This is a genomic window from Nitrosospira multiformis, from assembly GCF_900110185.1.
GTDB classification, from domain to species: domain Bacteria; phylum Pseudomonadota; class Gammaproteobacteria; order Burkholderiales; family Nitrosomonadaceae; genus Nitrosospira; species Nitrosospira multiformis_A.
Genome location: NZ_FOCT01000007.1, coordinates 152,116 through 170,284, shown reverse-complemented (window position 1 = coordinate 170,284; position 18,169 = coordinate 152,116). Strand labels below are relative to the sequence as shown.

General features: G+C 54.5%; 18 protein-coding genes and 4 tRNA genes. 4 read left to right on the top strand and 18 right to left on the bottom strand.

From position 1 onward, the window contains the following. Nucleotides 1-67 precede the first annotated feature (67 nt). The 14 genes from rpoB to BMY01_RS09870 form a co-directional block, all read right to left on the bottom strand. Nucleotides 68-4,141: a DNA-directed RNA polymerase subunit beta gene (gene rpoB / locus BMY01_RS09930; protein WP_074746727.1), complete on the bottom strand. Its 4,074-nt coding sequence runs from the start codon at nucleotides 4,139-4,141 to the stop codon at nucleotides 68-70. A 167-nt stretch (nucleotides 4,142-4,308) separates the two neighbouring features. Continuing rightward, nucleotides 4,309-4,689, bottom strand: a complete 381-nt coding sequence (gene rplL, locus BMY01_RS09925; RefSeq protein ID WP_011380115.1) for a 50S ribosomal protein L7/L12 — start codon at nucleotides 4,687-4,689, stop codon at nucleotides 4,309-4,311. 78 nt (nucleotides 4,690-4,767) lie between these two features. Beyond that, nucleotides 4,768-5,292: a 50S ribosomal protein L10 gene (gene rplJ, locus BMY01_RS09920; protein ID WP_074746725.1), complete on the bottom strand. Its 525-nt coding sequence runs from the start codon at nucleotides 5,290-5,292 to the stop codon at nucleotides 4,768-4,770. 425 nt (nucleotides 5,293-5,717) lie between these two features. Continuing rightward, a complete protein-coding gene (rplA, locus tag BMY01_RS09915; RefSeq protein WP_074746723.1) occupies nucleotides 5,718-6,410 on the bottom strand; it encodes a 50S ribosomal protein L1 in 693 nt (230 codons plus the stop codon). A gap of 1 nt (nucleotide 6,411) precedes the next feature. Continuing rightward, nucleotides 6,412-6,843 carry a 50S ribosomal protein L11 gene (gene rplK, locus BMY01_RS09910; protein ID WP_011380112.1) on the bottom strand — a complete coding sequence of 144 codons (432 nt, stop codon included), beginning with the start codon at nucleotides 6,841-6,843 and terminating at the stop codon, nucleotides 6,412-6,414. A 111-nt stretch (nucleotides 6,844-6,954) separates the two neighbouring features. Continuing rightward, on the bottom strand, nucleotides 6,955-7,488 hold the full coding sequence (gene nusG, locus BMY01_RS09905; RefSeq protein ID WP_074746721.1) for a transcription termination/antitermination protein NusG: 534 nt from the start codon (nucleotides 7,486-7,488) through the stop codon (nucleotides 6,955-6,957). Further along, nucleotides 7,488-7,832, bottom strand: coding sequence for a preprotein translocase subunit SecE (secE, locus tag BMY01_RS09900; RefSeq protein WP_074708322.1), 345 nt, complete (start codon nucleotides 7,830-7,832; stop codon nucleotides 7,488-7,490). The genes nusG and secE overlap by 1 nt, the downstream gene beginning before the upstream one ends. Nucleotides 7,833-7,996: 164 nt before the next feature. Then, nucleotides 7,997-8,072 (bottom strand) — tRNA-Trp (locus BMY01_RS09895). 92 nt (nucleotides 8,073-8,164) lie between these two features. Next, entirely contained in the window at nucleotides 8,165-9,355 is a 1,191-nt protein-coding gene (tuf, locus tag BMY01_RS09890; protein ID WP_074746719.1) for an elongation factor Tu, read from the bottom strand. A gap of 46 nt (nucleotides 9,356-9,401) precedes the next feature. Next, nucleotides 9,402-9,476: transfer RNA gene (locus BMY01_RS09885), tRNA-Thr, on the bottom strand. 89 nt (nucleotides 9,477-9,565) lie between these two features. Continuing rightward, nucleotides 9,566-9,639 (bottom strand) — tRNA-Gly (locus tag BMY01_RS09880). After that, complete coding sequence (locus BMY01_RS17780) at nucleotides 9,619-9,765, bottom strand: hypothetical protein (RefSeq protein ID WP_175463241.1); 147 nt, start codon at nucleotides 9,763-9,765, stop codon at nucleotides 9,619-9,621. Before BMY01_RS17780 ends, BMY01_RS09880 begins: the two co-directional genes overlap by 21 nt. A gap of 57 nt (nucleotides 9,766-9,822) precedes the next feature. Continuing rightward, a tRNA-Tyr gene (locus BMY01_RS09875) sits at nucleotides 9,823-9,907 on the bottom strand. A gap of 173 nt (nucleotides 9,908-10,080) precedes the next feature. Beyond that, the gene (locus BMY01_RS09870; protein ID WP_074746717.1) at nucleotides 10,081-10,563 is read right to left on the bottom strand and encodes an FKBP-type peptidyl-prolyl cis-trans isomerase; all 483 of its coding nucleotides are present in this window, start codon (nucleotides 10,561-10,563) and stop codon (nucleotides 10,081-10,083) included. 172 nt (nucleotides 10,564-10,735) lie between these two features. Here BMY01_RS09870 and BMY01_RS09865 point away from each other — a divergent pair, with 172 nt between their 5' ends. Further along, nucleotides 10,736-11,212, top strand: a complete 477-nt coding sequence (locus BMY01_RS09865; protein WP_074746715.1) for a YbaN family protein — start codon at nucleotides 10,736-10,738, stop codon at nucleotides 11,210-11,212. Between the two features lie 176 nt (nucleotides 11,213-11,388). On the opposite strand, the gene BMY01_RS09860 is transcribed toward BMY01_RS09865, so the two are convergent. From BMY01_RS09860 to BMY01_RS09850, 3 genes are all read right to left on the bottom strand, one after another. Next, entirely contained in the window at nucleotides 11,389-12,066 is a 678-nt protein-coding gene (locus BMY01_RS09860) for a YiaD family glycine zipper/OmpA-like lipoprotein (RefSeq protein WP_074746712.1), read from the bottom strand. A 234-nt stretch (nucleotides 12,067-12,300) separates the two neighbouring features. Further along, nucleotides 12,301-13,212 carry a site-specific tyrosine recombinase XerD gene (gene xerD / locus BMY01_RS09855; RefSeq protein ID WP_074746710.1) on the bottom strand — a complete coding sequence of 304 codons (912 nt, stop codon included), beginning with the start codon at nucleotides 13,210-13,212 and terminating at the stop codon, nucleotides 12,301-12,303. Continuing rightward, nucleotides 13,199-13,702: a methylated-DNA--[protein]-cysteine S-methyltransferase gene (locus BMY01_RS09850; protein ID WP_074746708.1), complete on the bottom strand. Its 504-nt coding sequence runs from the start codon at nucleotides 13,700-13,702 to the stop codon at nucleotides 13,199-13,201. The genes xerD and BMY01_RS09850 overlap by 14 nt, the downstream gene beginning before the upstream one ends. A 192-nt stretch (nucleotides 13,703-13,894) precedes the next feature. On the opposite strand from BMY01_RS09850, the gene BMY01_RS09845 reads away from it, so the two are divergent. From BMY01_RS09845 to BMY01_RS09835, 3 genes are all read left to right on the top strand, one after another. After that, entirely contained in the window at nucleotides 13,895-15,451 is a 1,557-nt protein-coding gene (locus BMY01_RS09845) for a leucyl aminopeptidase (RefSeq protein ID WP_074746706.1), read from the top strand. Next, nucleotides 15,448-15,870, top strand: a complete 423-nt coding sequence (locus BMY01_RS09840; protein WP_074746704.1) for a DNA polymerase III subunit chi — start codon at nucleotides 15,448-15,450, stop codon at nucleotides 15,868-15,870. The genes BMY01_RS09845 and BMY01_RS09840 overlap by 4 nt, the downstream gene beginning before the upstream one ends. Before the next feature lie 84 nt (nucleotides 15,871-15,954). Beyond that, nucleotides 15,955-16,362 carry a hypothetical protein gene (locus BMY01_RS09835; RefSeq protein WP_074746702.1) on the top strand — a complete coding sequence of 136 codons (408 nt, stop codon included), beginning with the start codon at nucleotides 15,955-15,957 and terminating at the stop codon, nucleotides 16,360-16,362. A gap of 255 nt (nucleotides 16,363-16,617) precedes the next feature. Here BMY01_RS09835 and BMY01_RS09830 read toward each other — a convergent pair whose 3' ends face one another. Then, nucleotides 16,618-17,730 (bottom strand): HAF repeat-containing protein, encoded by a 1,113-nt coding sequence (locus BMY01_RS09830; RefSeq protein WP_074746700.1) that lies wholly within the window; start codon nucleotides 17,728-17,730, stop codon nucleotides 16,618-16,620. Nucleotides 17,731-18,169: the final 439 nt, after the last annotated feature.

Below are 18,169 nucleotides of genomic sequence, written 5' to 3'. Positions count from 1 at the left end.
AATTATCCGTGAAAAAGCAAAGGCAGCAAAAAGGTATTTGATTCTCGTACCTCCAGAACAAAAATTGCTAATGCCGCTCCAGATCGATATCCATGGCCAGCGACCGGATTTCCTTCACCAGCACATTGAAGGATTCCGGCATGCCCGCATCGATCTTGTGGTCGCCCTTCACAATGCTCTCGTATACTTTCGTGCGCCCGTTCACATCGTCCGATTTGACTGTCAGCATTTCCTGCAGCGTATAGGCGGAACCGTACGCTTCGAGCGCCCACACCTCCATTTCTCCGAAACGCTGGCCGCCGAACTGGGCTTTGCCTCCGAGCGGCTGCTGAGTGACCAGACTGTAGGGACCGGTTGAACGGGCATGCATCTTGTCATCCACCAGGTGGTGCAGTTTCAGCACATGCATGTAACCGACGGTAACCGGGCGATCGAAGGCCTCCCCGGTACGACCGTCATGAAGGGTCACCTGTCCCGAACGCGGTAAACCGGCAAGTTCAAGCATGTCCTTGATTTCCTGCTCCGTGGCGCCATCAAATACCGGTGTGGCGAAGGGCACTCCATCCTGGAGGTTTCCTGCCAGATCCGCGATTTCCCCGTCGGTCAAGGAAGTAATATCTTCCGGTTTTCCACTGGTGTTATATATCTTGTCAAGAAAGGCTCGCAGCTCGGCGGCCTCCTTGCCTGCGCGCAGCATATCGCCGATCTTCTGTCCCAGACCTTTAGCCGCCCAGCCGAGATGCGTCTCGAGGATCTGCCCCACGTTCATGCGTGACGGCACGCCCAATGGATTCAGCACCACATCCACGGGGGTGCCATCGGCCATATAAGGCATATCCTCCACCGGCAGGATCTTCGAAATGACCCCCTTATTGCCGTGACGGCCGGCCATTTTGTCTCCCGGCTGAAGACGCCGCTTCACCGCCACGTATACCTTGACCATTTTCTGCACGCCTGGAGGCAGCTCATCGCCCTGGGTGAGCTTCTTTTTCTTCTCCTCGAAGGCCTCATCGAATGCCTTGCGTTTTTGCGCCAGACCCTCTTCGATCTGTTCGAGCTGTACACTCGCCCCTTCATCCGCCAGCCGTATGTCGAACCAATGGTGCGGGTCAATGCTTTCCAGATATTCCTTAGTGATAGTCGTCCCTTTGGCAAGCTTCTTGGGACCACCTGTGGAAATCTTGCCGATGAGCAGGCGCTCGATCCGGACAAATGCGTCAGCTTCCACGATCCGCATCTGATCGGCCAGATCTTTCTTGTACCGCTTCAGCTCATCGTCAATGATTTGCTGCGCACGCTTGTCCCGTTCGATACCTTCCCGGGTGAAGACTTGTACATCGATCACCGTTCCGGAGATGCCGGATGGCACTCGCAGCGAAGTATCCTTCACATCGGAAGCTTTCTCGCCAAAAATTGCACGCAACAGTTTTTCTTCCGGCGTAAGCTGGGTTTCTCCCTTGGGGGTCACTTTGCCCACCAGCACATCACCGGCTTCCACCTCGGCGCCGATGTGCACAATACCCGAAGCATCCAGACGGCCTAGCTGCGCCTCCGACAGGTTTGAAATATCGCCGGTAATTTCTTCGGTTCCAAGCTTGGTATCGCGGCTTACCACCGACAATTCTTCGATATGAATGGAGGTAAAGCGGTCATCCGCCACAATACGCTCGGAAATGAGAATGGAATCTTCGAAGTTGTAACCGGTCCACGGCATAAACGCGACCAGCATGTTCTGTCCCAGCGCGAGCTCACCCTTGTCGGTGGAAGCGCCGTCCGCGACCACATCTCCGCGCGCGATCACATCGCCCACCTTCACCAGCGGCCGCTGGTTGATATTGGTGTTCTGGTTTGAACGCGTATATTTCGTGAGGTTGTAGATGTCTACGCCCACTTCACCCGCACGCGTCTCGATGTCGTGCACCCGCACCACAATACGGCTCGCGTCAACATAATCCACCACGCCGCCCCGCACCGCTTTTACCGCGGTGCCGGAGTCGACGGCAACGACGCGCTCGATTCCCGTTCCGACCAGAGGTTTCTCGGCGCGTAGGCAAGGCACCGCCTGCCGCTGCATGTTGGAACCCATCAATGCCCGGTTGGCGTCATCATGCTCCAGGAAGGGAATCAGCGATGCGGCCACCGAGACAATCTGCGCGGGCGCCACGTCCATGTATTCAATCCGGTCGGGGGTCGCTAGGGTAAACTCGTTCTTATGGCGGCAGGAAACGATGTCATTGGTGAATCTGCCGTCTCCATCCAGTTCGGCGTTTGCCTGGGCAATTACATATTGCCCCTCCTCAATGGCTGAAAGAAAATGAATCTCATCAGTGACCAAACCGTCTGTTACCTTGCGATAAGGCGTTTCCATAAAGCCGTATTCATTGGTCTGGGCATATAACGCCAGCGAGTTGATCAAACCAATGTTGGGGCCTTCTGGTGTTTCAATCGGACATACCCGTCCATAGTGAGTCGGGTGTACGTCACGTACCTCAAACCCCGCCCTCTCGCGCGTCAGACCACCAGGCCCAAGCGCGGACACACGACGTTTGTGTGTGATTTCAGAGAGCGGATTGGTCTGGTCCATGAACTGCGATAACTGACTGGAACCGAAGAACTCACGCACCGCCGCAGATACCGGCTTGGCATTGATCAGGTCATGCGGCATCAGATTCTCTGATTCGGCCTGGCTCAGACGTTCTTTTACTGCTCTTTCGACCCTCACCAGGCCAGAGCGAAATTGGTTTTCCGCCAATTCACCCACGGAGCGTACGCGACGATTACCCAGGTGATCGATATCATCAATCTCCCCACGGCCGTTACGGAGTTCCACCAGAATCCTGATCACTGCAATGATATCTTCATTGGATAGCGTGGTCGGCCCATCCAACTCTGTCTTACCGACCCGGCGATTGAATTTCATTCGCCCTACCACTGAGAGGTCATAGCGTTCGGGGGCATAGAACAATCCGATGAAGAGCGCTTTGACTGCCTCTTCGGTAGGAGGTTCACCCGGGCGCATCATGCGGTAGATCGCAACCTGCGCGGCCATCTCATCCGCGGTTTCGTCTATCTTGAGCGTTTGCGATATATATGCGCCTTGATCGAGATCATTGGTATAAATCGTACGGATCTCTTCTACATTGGCATCCCGCAGCTTGCCAAGCAAGGTTTCCGTAATTTCATCATTAGCAAGCGCGAGAATTTCTCCCGTTTCCTTATCCACCACGTTGTGGCCCAACACCCGCCCCAACAGGAAATCTTCCGGCACCTCAAGCCTGTCTATGCCGGCCTGCTGCATTTCGCGCACATGCTTCACAGTAATGCGCTTGTCCTTCTGGACGATGACCTTGCCGCTTTTCGACAGGATATCGAAGCGCGCGGTATCACCCCGCAAACGTTCCGGTAACAGCTCAAAAAGAATACTTTTCCGCGATATATGGAAAGAGTCAAAAGAAAAGAAATTCTCCAGGATCTGCTCGGGTGTATATCCAATGGCCTTCAGCAGCACGGTAATGGGCATTTTGCGACGCCTGTCGACCCGAAAATAGAGGTAATCCTTGGGATCAAACTCAAAATCAAGCCAGGAACCGCGGTAAGGAATGATACGTGCGGAAAAAAGCAATTTACCGGATGAATGGGTTTTACCGCGATCGTGCTCGAAAAATACCCCAGGCGAACGATGCAACTGAGACACGATCACGCGTTCGGTGCCGTTAATCACAAACGAGCCGGTATTCGTCATGAGCGGAATCTCGCCCATGTAAACCTCCTGCTCCTTCACTTCCCTGATGGTCGGCTTGGACGCCTCCTTATCCATAATGGTCAAGCGCACCTTCGCCCGCAGGGGAGAAGCATAGGTAAGGCCGCGTTGTTGACACTCCTTCACGTCGAAAGGAGGCGCACCGAGTACGTAATTGACGAAATCGAGGCGTGCATTCCTGGAATGACTCTCGATCGGAAAGATCGACAGGAAGGCGGCTTGCAACCCCTCCGGAGCGCGTTGATCAGGGTCGAGGTTGGCTTGCAGGAAAGCAGCGTAAGATTCGATTTGCGTAGCGAGAAGAAAGGGAATCGGCAAGACGCTTGCACGCTTGGCGAAACTTTTACGAATACGTTTTTTCTCGGTAAACGAATAACTCATGGAATCTCCGGAAGATCAGAAGATGGATTGACAGAAAATAGAGAACAGAGTACTTGTTTTGGCCAGCGCGCTTAGTGTTCTGCCGCACAAAACACGCCATCAAAATTCAAAAAACGCCAGAACCGGCGGCATGAGTAATGCCGCCGGCTTTTCTTACTGTTTTTCTTTTATTTGATTTCAGCAGTGGCGCCTGCTTCAGCAAGCTGCTTCTGGATGGCTTCCGCATCCGCTTTGGCAATACCTTCCTTGACTGGCTTGGGTGCGCCGTCCACCAGATCTTTTGCTTCTTTCAAGCCAAGCCCGGTAACGGCACGCACCACCTTGATCACGTTTACCTTGCTTTCACCCACCGCAGTCAGCATCACGGTAAATTCAGTTTGTTCCTCTGCGGGGGCCGCAGCAGCACCTGCTGCCGGCGCTGCTGCCACAACCGCGGCCGCGGCAGCGGAAACACCGAATTTCTCTTCCATTTCCTTGATGAGCTGGGAAAGCTCCAGCACAGTCATATTTGCAATTGCATCCAAAATTTCTGCTTTGGCTATAGCCATGATTCTCTCCTGATAATTAATCCAATAACTATGATGGTATATCGGTCCCAAAGTGACCCAAAGTGGCCGGGCCCCGGGTTAAGCGGTTTCTTTCTGGTCTCGAACAGCAGCGAGGCCACGAACAAAACGCGTGGGAACTTCATTCAGAGTCCGCACAAAATTGGCGACAGGCGCCTGCATCGTGCCCAGCAGCTTGGCAAGAAGCTCCTCGCGGCTTGGCAGAGAGGCCAAACTGGCAATCTCACTGCTGGAAATTACATGGTTTGCCATGGCCCCAGCCTTGATCACTAGTTTGTCGTTACCCTTCGAAAACTCGTGCAGCACCTTGGCCGCCGCAACCGGATCGCTGCCGATGCCGTAAGCGAGAGGCCCGACCATATGCTCGGACAATCCGGAAAACGGGGTCTCCGAAACCGCTCTGCGTGCCAGCGAATTTTTAAGCACCCGGAAATATATCCCCGACTGCCGCGCCTTCGCCCGCAGCTGCGTCATATGGCCGACCCCCAGTCCACGGTACTCCGCGATGATGATGGCCTGCGCTTTGGCTACTTGCGCGCTGACCTCAGCGACCACCGCTTTTTTCTCATCTAAATTTAGACTCAAGGTACTTCTCCATCAGTTAAAATGCGGCAATAAGTGTGGTATGCTGGTTTGAGAGGCTTAACCTCGGGTTGCCCCGAGATTCTGACCCCTTCCCCCATACCTGATCTCACACCGCGAAACCGGCGACCTTAAATCAGGAGTGGAATCTTTTCCTGTTTCTGGGCACGCCATCTGCGCTGGGTAGCCAGGGAAATATGGGAAATGCAGCCCGGCACAGAACACCGGGTACAGGCCCTTCACCATGCAGATTAAGTCTCGGACAATGGCTCACTCAACAACAAGCTGAGCAATAAACTGGGCGAATCCACTTCGCCTGCCATGCCAATACCCCAGCGGTCTTTGATAACCCGCCGAAAAAGCGCCCTGCGCCTTCCCGACAGCCCAAAGTCTTACAATACTTAAAACGGGGAATCCAGTACACGCACCTATCGCATGCTTGTCTGATCCACGCGTACACCTATTCCCATTGTGCTCGAGACTGATATCTTCCTTAGGTAGATGCCCTTGGATGCGGCGGGCTTGGATTTATTGAGGGCGTCGATCAGCGCCATCATATTCTGAGTCAGGGCATCCACCGTGAACGAGGCGCGTCCGATGGTGCACTGGACGATACCCCCTTTGTCGGCGCGATACTGAACTTGACCGGCTTTCGCGTTTTTTACCGCACCGGCCACGTCCGGCGTTACCGTTCCCACCTTGGGATTGGGCATCAAGCCACGCGGACCAAGTATCTGCCCCAGTTGTCCTACAACACGCATTGCATCGGGACTGGCGATAGCTACATCGAATTCGATATTGCCCGCCTTGATCTGCTCGGCGAGATCTTCAAAGCCGACAATATCGGCCCCTGCTGCCGTCGCTTCCCGGGCCTTGTCGCCCTGCGCAAATACGGCCACCCGCACGATCTTTCCCGTACCCGCAGGTAACACCACAGACCCACGCACTGCCTGGTCAGATTTTTTTGCGTCTATCCCAAGATTGACGGCCACATCGATGGACTCGTCGAATTTCGCGATCGCTGTTTCCTTGACGAGATTGAGCGCATCCTGCAACGGGTAATATTTCGTGCGATCCACTTTTTCCGAGATCGCCTTGAGGCGTTTGGATAAGCGTGCCATGTTATGCGCCTTCCACTTCTATACCCATGCTGCGAGCACTACCTGCAATGGTACGGACTGCCGCGTCCATGTCTGCGGCAGTCAGATCCGGCATTTTTATCTGGGCGATTTCTTCCATTTGCTTCCGTGTCAACCGGCCTATCTTATCTGTATGGGGTTTCGCGCTTCCCTTGCCCACTCCCGCTGCCTTCTTTATCAACACGGTAGCGGGTGTGGTCTTCATGGTAAAGGTGAAGCTCTTGTCGGCATAAGCGGTTATGACGACCGGAACCGGCAGTCCGACTTCCATTTTCTGCGTTGCCGCATTGAATGCCTTGCAGAACTCCATGATGTTGAGTCCCCGCTGCCCCAGGGCAGGGCCTATTGGCGGGCTGGGGTTTGCCTTCCCCGCCGGCACCTGCAATTTGATATAGCCGACTATTTTCTTTGCCATTTGCTCTCCTATCGGGTTCAAACGAGTCCTTGAGACCCTCCCCGTTTAACAATATGCGATATGCAATATGTGACCGAGGCCTTCCGGCACTTCCGGAAACCTTTACCTATACTAAGCTTTCTCGACCTGACTGAAATCCAGCTCGACAGGTGTGGGCCGTCCAAAAATGGACACTGAAACCCGGAGCTTGCTTTTGTCGTAATTGACGTCTTCCACGTTGCCGTGAAAATCCGTAAATGGTCCTTCCTTGACACGAACCGCCTCGCCCGTTTCGAAAAGAATCTTGGGCTTGGGTTTTTCCACCCCTTCCTGAATCTGATGGAGAATGTTCTGCACTTCCTTCTCGCTGATAGGCGTAGGATTCATGGCTGTACCGCCAATGAAGCCCGTCACCTTCGGCGTGTTTTTAACCAGGTGCCATGTTTCGTCGGTCATCTCCATCTCGACCAGTACGTAGCCCGGGAAAAATTTCCGTTCGCTGAGATTTTTCTGTCCTGCTTTCATCTCGACGACTTCTTCCACAGGAACGAGTATCTGCCCGAACTTGTCCAGCATTCCAGCGCGACTGATCCGCTCCTTCAGCGCACGCTGCACGCTCTTCTCGAAACCGGAGTAGGCATGAACCACATACCACTTCTTTTCCATCACCCTTCCTGTCCCATGAGATATTTCACCGCCAGCAGCAGGCCCGCGTCTATCATCCACAGGAACATGGCCATTACCAGAACGAAAGCAAAAACGATACCCGTCGTCTGCACCGTTTCCTTTCGGTTCGGCCATACCACCTTCTTAGTCTCTTCCCACGACTCCCTGCTGAACGCGTAAAACTGCTTGCCCTGAGTGGTAAACGACACCACCACGGTCGCAAGAACAAGGCCTCCGAGAACTGAAATGACGCGAATTACCATTGCGCTCTCGCGCAAGTAATAGAATCCGGCAATACCCGCAATCAGCAGCAGAAGCGCGAATCCCAACTTGATCTTATCCACTAACCTATCCCACTCTGCCTTTTAATGCCTGCCAGCAGACGAAGCGGGGCGCGAGCAAAATTCATGCGCAACCTCACTGCACGACCCGAATAACAATGTATTACGAGGCCCTGCTTCCCCTGGAAACATGCAGTTATTGACGATTTTGAAATGACATTTCCTGATGGCAGGCCAGGAGGGCATCGAACCCCCAACCTTCGGTTTTGGAGACCGACGCTCTGCCAATTGAGCTACTGGCCTGTACTTTGAACAAAGGTAAAAAAATGAAGAACTCACCTGAACACATACAAATGCAAGGCTCTTTAACGCTGGAGTCGACCTCGGGCAAAACGCTATTCGATAATTTTTGCCACGACGCCTGCGCCAACGGTCCTGCCGCCTTCACGAATCGCAAAACGCAGGCCTTCTTCCATCGCAATCGGCGCAATCAGGTTTACCGTCACCGACACATTGTCCCCGGGCATCACCATCTCCGTGCCCGCAGGCAACTCGATTGCTCCCGTCACATCCGTCGTGCGGAAGTAAAACTGCGGCCGGTATCCCTGGAAAAAGGGGGTATGACGTCCACCCTCTTCCTTGCTCAGAACATAAATCTCGGCTGTGAACTTGGTATGCGGGGTGATGGTCCCAGGCTTGGACAGCACCTGGCCACGCTCCACTTCCTCGCGCTTGGTGCCCCGCAGCAATACGCCTACGTTGTCTCCTGCCTGCCCCTGGTCCAGAAGCTTGCGAAACATCTCAACGCCCGTGCACACAGTCTTGGTGGTGGGCTTCAATCCCACGATCCCGATGTCTTCCCCTACCTTGATAACGCCACGCTCAACGCGACCTGTCACCACCGTGCCACGACCCGATATGGAAAAAACATCTTCAACCGGCATCAGAAAAGTCCCGTCCACCGCCCGCTGAGGCTCCGGAATGTAGCTGTCCAGCGCTGCCGCAAGCTTGTAGATGGAGGGCTCGCCTATGTCGCTCTGGTCGCCTTCCAGCGCCTTCAATGCAGAACCGATCACTATCGGGGTGTCATCTCCCGGAAAGTTATATTTGGATAGCAGTTCGCGCACTTCCATTTCCACCAGCTCCAGAAGCTCCGCATCGTCCACCATGTCCGCCTTGTTCATGTAGACGATAATGTAGGGAACCCCCACCTGCCGCGCCAGAAGAATGTGCTCCCGCGTCTGCGGCATCGGTCCATCCGCCGCCGATACCACCAGAATCGCACCATCCATCTGCGCCGCACCCGTGATCATGTTCTTCACATAGTCCGCGTGACCAGGACAGTCAACGTGCGCGTAATGCCGCTTCTCCGTCTCATACTCCACATGCGAGGTGTTGATCGTGATGCCCCGCGCCTTCTCTTCAGGCGCCGAGTCTATCTGCGCGTAACTCTTCGCTTCCCCACCAAACTTCTTCGCCAATACCATCGTGATCGCCGCCGTCAACGTGGTCTTGCCGTGGTCCACGTGCCCTATCGTCCCTACGTTGATGTGCGGCTTCGTCCGCTCAAATTTGCTCTTTGCCATGATGTCCCTTTTAAAGCATTTTTTTGAGTTCTGTAATTGACGCCTATGGAGCCCATGGCCAGGATTGAACTGGCGACCTCTCCCTTACCAAGGGAGTGCTCTGCCACTGAGCTACATGGGCAAGCATGTCCTTGCCTAAACAATACCCCGCAACAATTTTGCCAATTTTTTAATGTTTTTAATTAACGCTCATTTCTCCGCTTCGAGTTCTGGAGCGGGTGAAGGGAATCGAACCCTCGTCGTAAGCTTGGAAGGCTTCTGCTCTACCATTGAGCTACACCCGCATCGGGCACGATCAGGACCAGAAAATCCAGCGAAGCATTCAACAGCTCTTCGGAGAAAAAATCATCGAACCGCACAACCAACGCACTACCTGCGCTCCCATTCACCAGAACCAAACCCAGGCTCACCACGCAAAGCGTTCAAGACGCAGAAATCTACAACGCCCGCATTATCAGCTGCTGATCTGGTGGAGGGGGAAGGATTCGAACCTTCGAAGGCAGAGCCGTCAGATTTACAGTCTGATCCCTTTGACCGCTCGGGAACCCCTCCAAACGAAACCGTTAATTGTGAATGTTTCACGCGGATAAGTCAACGTGGATTTCAGGGTTTTTAATCTGGCACAGGTATTATCCGCACGAGGGGAAAACAATGAGTTGATCTGGATCGGGTAAAATTCCGCGTTCCCTCGGCGAGGCAGTCACGGCGCGCGAAAATCGGTGATTTCAGTGTGTCGAACCCTGACGCAGTCCTAAAAGCTCCACCTCGAAAATCAGGGTAGCGTTTGGCGGGATAGCTCCCACGTTTGGCGGGACAGCTCCCCGCCCTTCCGACCCATAGGCCAATTGGGGCGGAATGATCAACGTGCGCTGGCCTCCCACCTTCATCCCGATCACGCCCCGGTCCCAACCTTTGATGACCCGTCCCGCGCCAACAAGGAACGAGAAGGGCGTACCACGGTCACGCGAGCTGTCGAACTTCTCACCCTTTTTGTCGGGAGCGCTCGCATCGTAAAGCCAGCCGGTATAGTGCACTTCAACCATCTTGCCGACCGCCGCTTCTTCACCACTTCCTATTTTGGTATCCTGCTTGATGGGCTGGGTCACGGCAGAAAGGGTCTGCCCCGTTTCCGAAATGGCGGGTTGGGGCAACAGCAAAGCACCCAGCATGAATATTCCCAAACTGATCAGTGTATTTACCCTGGACATGAGGACCTCTAAAATTGAAATGAAAACCTTTCATACTTACTGCCTCTTATTATACCGTCAACCCATAGGACGACTGTAGCGTCATGCAGGCTTTCGTTCAGGGATTCCTGGGTCATTGCCCATTGCCCATGTACTCATTTAGTCGAGGCGTGAAACGTATGAAGGAGAGTTCATGCAGGATCGCTTAAATGAAAAGGTCGAAGAGATATTTACCAGCAAAGAGACATGTTCCCGGGAGCAGGGAGGACCACCTGCACGCCTACATGACTCGCGCTTTGTGCGCGCCCTCTATCTCGCGGCAGGATTCGTCGCCCTGATACTCGGCGTGGTGGGGATCCTGCTGCCAGTACTCCCGACAACCCCATTTGTGCTGCTGGCAGCCGCCTGTTTTGCCCGCAGTTCCAAGCACTTCCACGCCAAGCTCCTGACTAATCGCATCACCGGTCCCATTATTCGCGAATGGATGGAGCATCGCAGCATCCCGCGCAAAGTCAAGCGTTGGGTATATCTGTTGCTGGTGCTGTCGCTGGGAAGCTCGATCCTGGTGATGCCCTCTGTCTGGCATCAGGGGATGCTAGTTCTGCTGGGTGTCATCCTTATAGCCTTCGTCTGGCGAATTCCGGTCAGAGAACCGGATGCTGACACATGACGGGCATGAGATGCTGCAGCTCAATGGCAAGATGGCAATTACATGCTACAACCTTCTATCCTGCGCTGGGGAACACCTGGTTCCTGGCATATAAGTGAAGTGCCCCCCAGCAGCACACGTCCTCCCCGAGAGAACGCATCGCTGCAAAACGTTTACGCTTCCTGACTAATCCTGACTTAATATTGCCGGGAAGCCTCTTGCGGTTCGGCAACGTAGATTTCAACCCGGCGATTCCTTGCTCTGTTCTGCGGCGTGTCATTCGCAACAATAGGCTCCCGTGAACCCCGACCTTCGATCCTTATGCGGTTCAGAGAAACCCCGCGGCTCGCGAGATAGTCCCGCGTGCTGGCTGCCCGGTTCAAGGACAAGGGGTTGTTGACTGCATCGCTGCCCGAGCTGTCCGTATGGCCGATAATAGTCACCTCCGTAACGGGATTATTGTTCAGGCTGGTGGCAAAGCTATCCAGGACAGGCCTGAAGTTCGGCCTGATGTCGGCGCGGCCGGTATCAAATGAAATATCGCTGGGGATATCCAGCCGCAGGCGATTATCAGAGGTTTTCACAACTTCCACCCCTGTTCCCGCTGTCGCCTGCTCCATTTCGCGTTTCTGCTCTTCCATTCTGCGGGACCACACGTTTCCGGCGATGGCGCCGAGGCCAGCCCCAGCCGCTGCACCGATTGCCGCGCCTTTCCCCTTACCCGCAATTGCTCCAATCAATGCGCCCGTACCTGCGCCAATGCCGGCGCCTATGGCAGTGTCTCTCGTTCTGGTACTCTGGGTTTCGGGTGAACTGGCGCAACCACCCAATGCCAAAACCGTCGTTATTGAAATAACCGATAATTGCTTCCGCATGACTTCTCCTATTTTGGGGGAATTATTGCTTGAGAACGCCTGATAGCGCTCTTCAGTGGTTCCTTAGACTTTAGCAGAGTTATAAGCAGATTCAACGGCAGAGGCAGTTGAATCTTGAGCATTACCCGCTTGCCGGCAATCTGGCCTAGCTGGGCCTATGTCGATAGGATTTGTTTCGTGTGGAGGGGGAAAGTAATTTTCTTCGATCGGGGTTCCGGCCCGTAAAATTTTGCCTCACCCTCTCGGATGATGCATTTCGTGGATTTTTTTCAATCTTTCGCGTGCGACATGAGTGTATATCTGCGTGGTTGAAATATCCGCATGACCGAGCAGCAATTGCACCACACGTAAATCGGCACCATGATTGAGCAGATGAGTCGCAAAGGCATGACGCAATCCATGTGGCGACAACGGCTTCGTGATACTGGCCTGGCGCGCATAGCGTTTGATCAGATACCAGAAAGCCTGGCGAGTCATGCCTGCACCACGGTAAGTGACGAACAGCGCATTACTCGATTTCCCATCCAGCAGGCCAGGACGGATTTCCTTGATGTAGCGGATCACCCATTCCAGCGCCTCTTCTCCCAGCGGTGTCAGGCGCTCTTTCCCCCCCTTCCCCATGATGCGCACCACCCCCATGTCCAGGCTGATCTGTCCGCTTTCCAGGCTCACAAGCTCTGAAACCCGAAGGCCGCTTGCATAGAGCACCTCGAGCATGGCACGATCCCGTAATCCCAACGGAAGGCCCACGTCGGGTGCGCCAAGCAGGGCTTCCACGTCGGCCTCGGTCAAACTCACCGGCAAGTTGCGAGGAAGCCTGGGTGTATCGATATTGAGGGTGGGATCTGCATTGATCTTTCCCTGGCGCAACAGAAAGCGGTAAAACCGCTTTAGGCTCGAGAGCTCGCGGCTGGTGGTGCTGGCCTTCATTCCAGCGGAAAACCTGCCCGCCATGAATCCCAGCAAATCGGAATGCGTGACTATCAGGAAACTGCTATCGCCCGGTTTCTGTCGGATGAACCAGTCACCGAACTGCTGCAGATCGCTGCGATAGCTCTCCATTGTATTGCGCGAGAGCCCATCTTCCAGCCACAGTGCATCGCAGAACTCATCGAGCAGTTCCGCGTTCTGCTCAGATACCCTCATGCTGCAATAGCCAGCGCTTAATGGTGAGCGGCAATCCATCGCTGGCGTTCATGAAACCTCCAAGACCCCCGCTTTTGGCGATAACACGATGACAGGGAATAACGATGGGCAGCCGGTTGGCTCCGCACGCCTGTCCCACTGCGCGCGGGGCGGAATGCAACTCCATCGCGATAGCCGCATAACTGCGCGTTGCACCCGCCGGAATATCCTGGATGGCTTGCCAGACACGGCGCTGATGAATCGTCCCGCCGATGTGCAGTGACAGGTCGAACGCGAAACCAGGATCGGCAAGGTAGGCCTGCAACTGATCACATACTTCCCTGGCGAGAGGATTTTGCGGAACGAGAGTGGGCGTATCCGGCGGCAGGTATTCTATATCGGTCAGCCAGTCTTCATCCGTGCGAAGGCCCAGCACGGCAAACGGTGTGGCAAGCTTGGCCTGATAATCTTCTGGCGGCTTCACCCGCCGTATCGACTTCTGTCTGATCATCCATTCCTCCCCTATCACTCCGACACTGCCGCTCACTGTGCAGCCGCATTACAGAGTGAACAGGAATTCCATTGCGAGATTTTTGGAAACGGTCCCGTATCTGCTTTGACTTTATGCGAATAGTCCGGCGATAATCGAAGCATTATCCGGTTTGAACAATCCGCCCGCAAGCCTTGAATCGAGGAGCATGCTGTGAAATTTAATATAAAGAACGGAACGCCCGAAAAACAACGTAGTGCCTGTGTGGTTGCAGGCATTTTCGAACAACAAAAATTAACTCCTGCTGCCGAAGCCCTGGATAAATCTGCAAATGGCTACATTACCGGCATCCTGGGTCGGGGGGATATGAAAGGCAAAGCGGGCTCGACGCTGATGCTCCATAATGTGCCCAATAGCGCCTGCGAGCGCGTATTGCTGGTGGGGCTTGGCAAGGAGCAGGAACTCGGCGACAAGGGATACCGCGATGCAGTACGCGCAGTATTCAAGGCACTATCTGATACTGGCGCCGCCGATGCCACCCTGTTTCTGCTGGAAGCACCCGTAAAAAACCGCGATTTCTCCTGGAAAGTCCTGCAAATCGCGATCGGCGGGTTGGAGGGCATGTACCGCTTCGACCGGCTGAAAAGCAAGGTCGAGGAAGCCGAACCGAAGCTACAAAAAATTACCCTCGGTATTATCAAATCGCTCACCGAGGAGGAACAGGCTGCCAGCGAGGAGGCTCTGCAGCAAGGACTGGCCGTGGCCGATGGTATGAGTCTGGCCAAGGATCTGGGCAATCTTGCACCTAACATCTGCACCCCGACCTATCTTGCGGAGCAGGCCATGAATATGGCCAAGACCTACAAGCTCAAAGTGACGGTGCTGGAGCAAAAGGATATGGAGGATCTTGGCATGGGCGCATTGCTGGCCGTGGCGCGCGGCAGCCGCCAGCCTCCCAAGCTGATTGCCCTGGAATATTGGGGAGGGGCGAAGAAGGGAAAACCTGTTGTGCTGGTAGGAAAGGGCGTCACCTTCGATACGGGCGGCATTTCCCTCAAGCCAGCGGCGGAAATGGATGAAATGAAGTACGACATGTGCGGGGCCGCCAGCGTACTGGGCACCATTCACGCCATTGCAAGGATGGGTCTTCCAGTCAATGTGGTCGGCATTATTCCAGCCACCGAAAACATGCCCGGCGGCAATGCCACCAAACCTGGCGACGTCGTCACGAGCATGTCGGGACAAACCATAGAAATTCTCAATACGGATGCCGAAGGCAGGCTGATCCTGTGCGACGCGCTGGCCTACACCGAACGCTATGAACCGGAAGCAGTAATCGATATTGCTACGCTCACCGGCGCCTGTGTCATAGCGCTCGGTCACGTTGCCTCGGGCCTGCTGAGCAATGACGACGAACTGGCCCAGGAGTTGCTGGATGCTTCGGAGCGGGCAGTGGATCGCGCCTGGCGTCTGCCGCTGTTCGACGAATATCAGGAGCAACTTAAAAGTAATTTCGCCGATATGGCCAATATCGGAGGCCGCGCTGCGGGAACCATTACCGCCGCCTGCTTCCTGTCGCGGTTCACCAAAAAATATCGCTGGGCGCACCTCGACGTAGCCGGCACGGCCTGGAAATCCGGCAAGGAAAAAGGTGCGACCGGACGCCCGGTCCCGCTGCTCACCCAGTTTCTGATCAGCCGGATTACCAAACAATCCGGTAACACCGGCGAGACCGGCAGCCGCAAGAGCCGGCGTAAATCGAAGGAATGACGGAAATCGACTTCTATTCGGGCGGGGGAGATCGGCTCCATACCGCCTGCCGTCTGGTTGCAACAGCAGTGCGGAAAGGATTCAAAGTCATGATTTACGCCCCTGACATGGCTACAGTCGAGCAGATCGATAAGTTGCTGTGGACTTTCTCTGCAACCGATTTTATTCCACACTGCCAGACAGGCGACAAGCTGGCTGAGTTCACACCGGTAACACTCAGCGATAGTGGAAGGAATCCGCCGCACGATGATGTATTGCTCAACCTGGGCCCTGAAAACCCTCCTTTCTTCAGCCGCTTCCGGCGACTCATTGAAATTGCGGGCAATACGGATGAAGATACCCAGGCGGCAAGGAAACGTTACCGGTTTTATCAGGATCGTGGTTACGAAATACGGCATCACCGCCTGAGCTCCGTATAGCCTGGCGCTCATCAAATCACGCCAAATCACGCAGCAGGTATTAATTCGCGGAATTCCGCTACCTCTTTATCAACCGGTATTTCAATGACAAACAGTAAAAAAGCCTCGAAGGATGAATATGACAAAATTCTGCACAAGCTCGAAATACTGCTGAGCAGGCACCAGGACGTATCATCCACGCCGCTGGCTGACAGCGATAGCCACTTGGTCGCCGGCTCACCCCGTTTGTCCGGAACCGCGATGAAGCAGGTACGGGTAGATGATATCCCCACCCTCACAGAAGTCGCCACCAGGCAGCCCCCGTCCGGCGCCGACATACCCACTCTCACGGAAGTCGTGCATTCCGCACCTTCGACACTTTCCCCCGCCGATATAACCGTGCTGCTGGAAAAAATTCTGGATGGAGCGCTGAATGAGACCAGCATCGTCTTGAATCCGGATGCACGCAAGGCGCTGATACAAGCCCTGAAATCGCGCCTGTTCGGTCTTTAGATTTCGATCCTTTTATTTCGAGTCCGATTATTACCCTGCCTGCACGCTCGACCTGCCCACAGGTCTCTCTACTCCCCTTTCTGCCTCCCCAATTTCACCGCTCATCCCTCGGGAGAAATACGCCTACCGTTTCATGAGTTTCAACTGCAGCGAAGGAATTTTCGTACGCGCGAAAACAATAGTGGAACAGACTCATTCCCGGCCCGTCGCGTTTGACCTGGGAAACGGGCAGGGATCAGCGGGAGCGCGTCAATACTAGATTCTGCTTCCCGATCTCTGCCACCATGCCAAAAACCCGATCAGGCCCAGGCTCGCGAGCATCAGCATATAGGCTTCGGGTTTGGGAATATTGGCAATAACGATGACCTGTCCCGCGTCATTGATGCTGATGGCGCCCGTTATAACATATCCGGCCGGCAACCACGCCAGTGAATTGAGGTCCATCATGCCTACGCCATTGGGACCGGTGATAAAGGCATGCTCCTCACCGGCAGCCACGGTGGACCATCCCACCACCTGTCCGGTATCGTTGATGTCAGTCGCGATACTGTAACCACCACCCAGCGTCCCCAGATCGGTCATGCCCACCCCATTGGGACCGGTGATGAAAGCGTGCGTAGAACCCGCAGCCGTGCTGGAATCCCCCACCACTTGCCCGGCATCGTTGATGCCATAGGCGACACTGTAATCTCCACCCAGCGTCCCGAGATCGGTCATGCCGACGCCATTGGGACCAGTGATGAAAGCGTGGTGCTCACCTGTAGCTGTCTCTGAGTACCCTACCACCTGCCCGGCATCATTGATATCATGAGCGACAGTTGTGAGTCCATCCGGTAGGCTTTTCAGATAGGTCATGCCCGCGCCATTAGGACCGGTGATGAAAGCGTGCCAATATTTCTTGACGGTGTACCCCGCCACCTGGCCAGCCTTATTGATGCTAGTGGCGTAACTGGCATGTTCTCCCAGCGTCCCTAGGTCTGTCATGCCCACGCCGTTAGGCCCGGTAATGAAAGCGTGGCGCTCACCTGTGGCTGTCTCTGAGTACCCTACCACCTGCCCGGCATCATTAATACTATAGGCTGTGCTGAAACCGCCACCCAGCGTCCCGAGATCGGTTCTGCCAACGCCGTTGGAATCGGTGATGTAAGCCTGTGAATTTGACCATGCCGCCGCCTGACCAGAATTATTGATGTCAGTAACGTCACTAGTCATTCCACTCGGCGCAAGATTGATCAGTCGGTTGCTGTTGAGGTCCAGAATATATGAACGCTGTAGCTGTGCAGAGGCGGGGAAAGCAAAGCCTAATCCGATACTTAAGACCATCGGTGGGATCAAGCTCTGCATTCTGGAATTACCGGTCATTTTCATTATTCTCTCTCCAGTAAATGGTTTTCAGAGATGCGGGGCTCTCCCATTTGCTGAAGTACGCCGGCAGCGCCCCTCTTTGCGCCACATGACTCTCCACCTTCCATTACAACATTTCAGCCTAAAATCTGTCTGGCAAGAAGTATATGAGCCGATCGGTCTATCCAGCGAGGCAAAGTGTTGCAATCTTGAGCAATGACAAAAACTCAAGCTGAGACACGGGTTTGGCAAATTATCAACAGATCTGTCCACGCCAATCGGGGAAACCTTGATCGGAATCTCCCCGATCTCATTATTTTTAAGTGAGATTAAGGCAGATTGCAAGACCGCAAAGTGCACAAGCTGAAGAGTCGGTATGAGCGGCATTCAGCAGAGTGCAGCAGGCTGGTTCGATCCTGTCTCTGGCGCCTGCGAAACGGGCTGTTGCGGAGTCGGCAAGCAG